This window comes from Falsiroseomonas oryziterrae (genome assembly GCF_021864505.1).
Taxonomy (GTDB): domain Bacteria; phylum Pseudomonadota; class Alphaproteobacteria; order Acetobacterales; family Acetobacteraceae; genus Falsiroseomonas; species Falsiroseomonas oryziterrae.
In genome coordinates this window covers 1-546 of record NZ_JAKJIB010000717.1, presented here as the reverse complement: position 1 = coordinate 546, position 546 = coordinate 1, and the positions used below count along the sequence as shown (strand labels likewise).

Below are 546 nucleotides of genomic sequence, written 5' to 3'. Positions count from 1 at the left end.
GGCCCGCGTCACGCCGGGCGGCCGCGCCGCCCTGGATCTCGTCGCGGAGCGTGATCCGGAGCGCGTGCCGGCGCGGCTGGCCGCCCTCCCGGCCCCGGCGCGCGCGGCGCTGGAGGCGCTCGACCCCTCGCGCGTCACGCTCACCGCCTGCACCCTCGCGATCCACGGGCTCGAGGACCCGGTCATTCCCTGGACGCAATCGGCGACGCTGCAGGCCGCCTTGCCCGAGGGTCGCGCGGCAGTGGTGCTGGTGCCGGGCTTCGGCCATGTCGAGCCGGCGGGCGTGCCGCCAGCCGGACAGCTTGCCCTGATCCGGGCGATGCGATTGCTGCTCGGCTGGCGCGAGGGGGCCAGCCCCTGCGCGGCCTGAGGCCGGGGGTTGCATCGGCGGCCGCGAGCCCAACTTAGGGCAGCACTGTCCAGGACGGGAAAGAACCGAATGCAGCGTCGCACACTTATGCTCGCCGCCGGATCCGCCGCGCTTGCCGCGGCCGCGCTGCCCTGCGGCGTCGCCACCCAGGCGCACGCGGTGGCCTTTCAGCAGCT

General features: G+C 75.8%; 1 protein-coding gene. It reads left to right on the top strand.

All coding sequences use genetic code 11. The features are described from left to right. Positions 1-370: hypothetical protein (locus tag L2I40_RS24315; RefSeq protein WP_456305773.1), on the top strand; the 370-nt coding region annotated here is incomplete at its 5' end. Positions 371-546 lie beyond the last annotated feature (176 nt).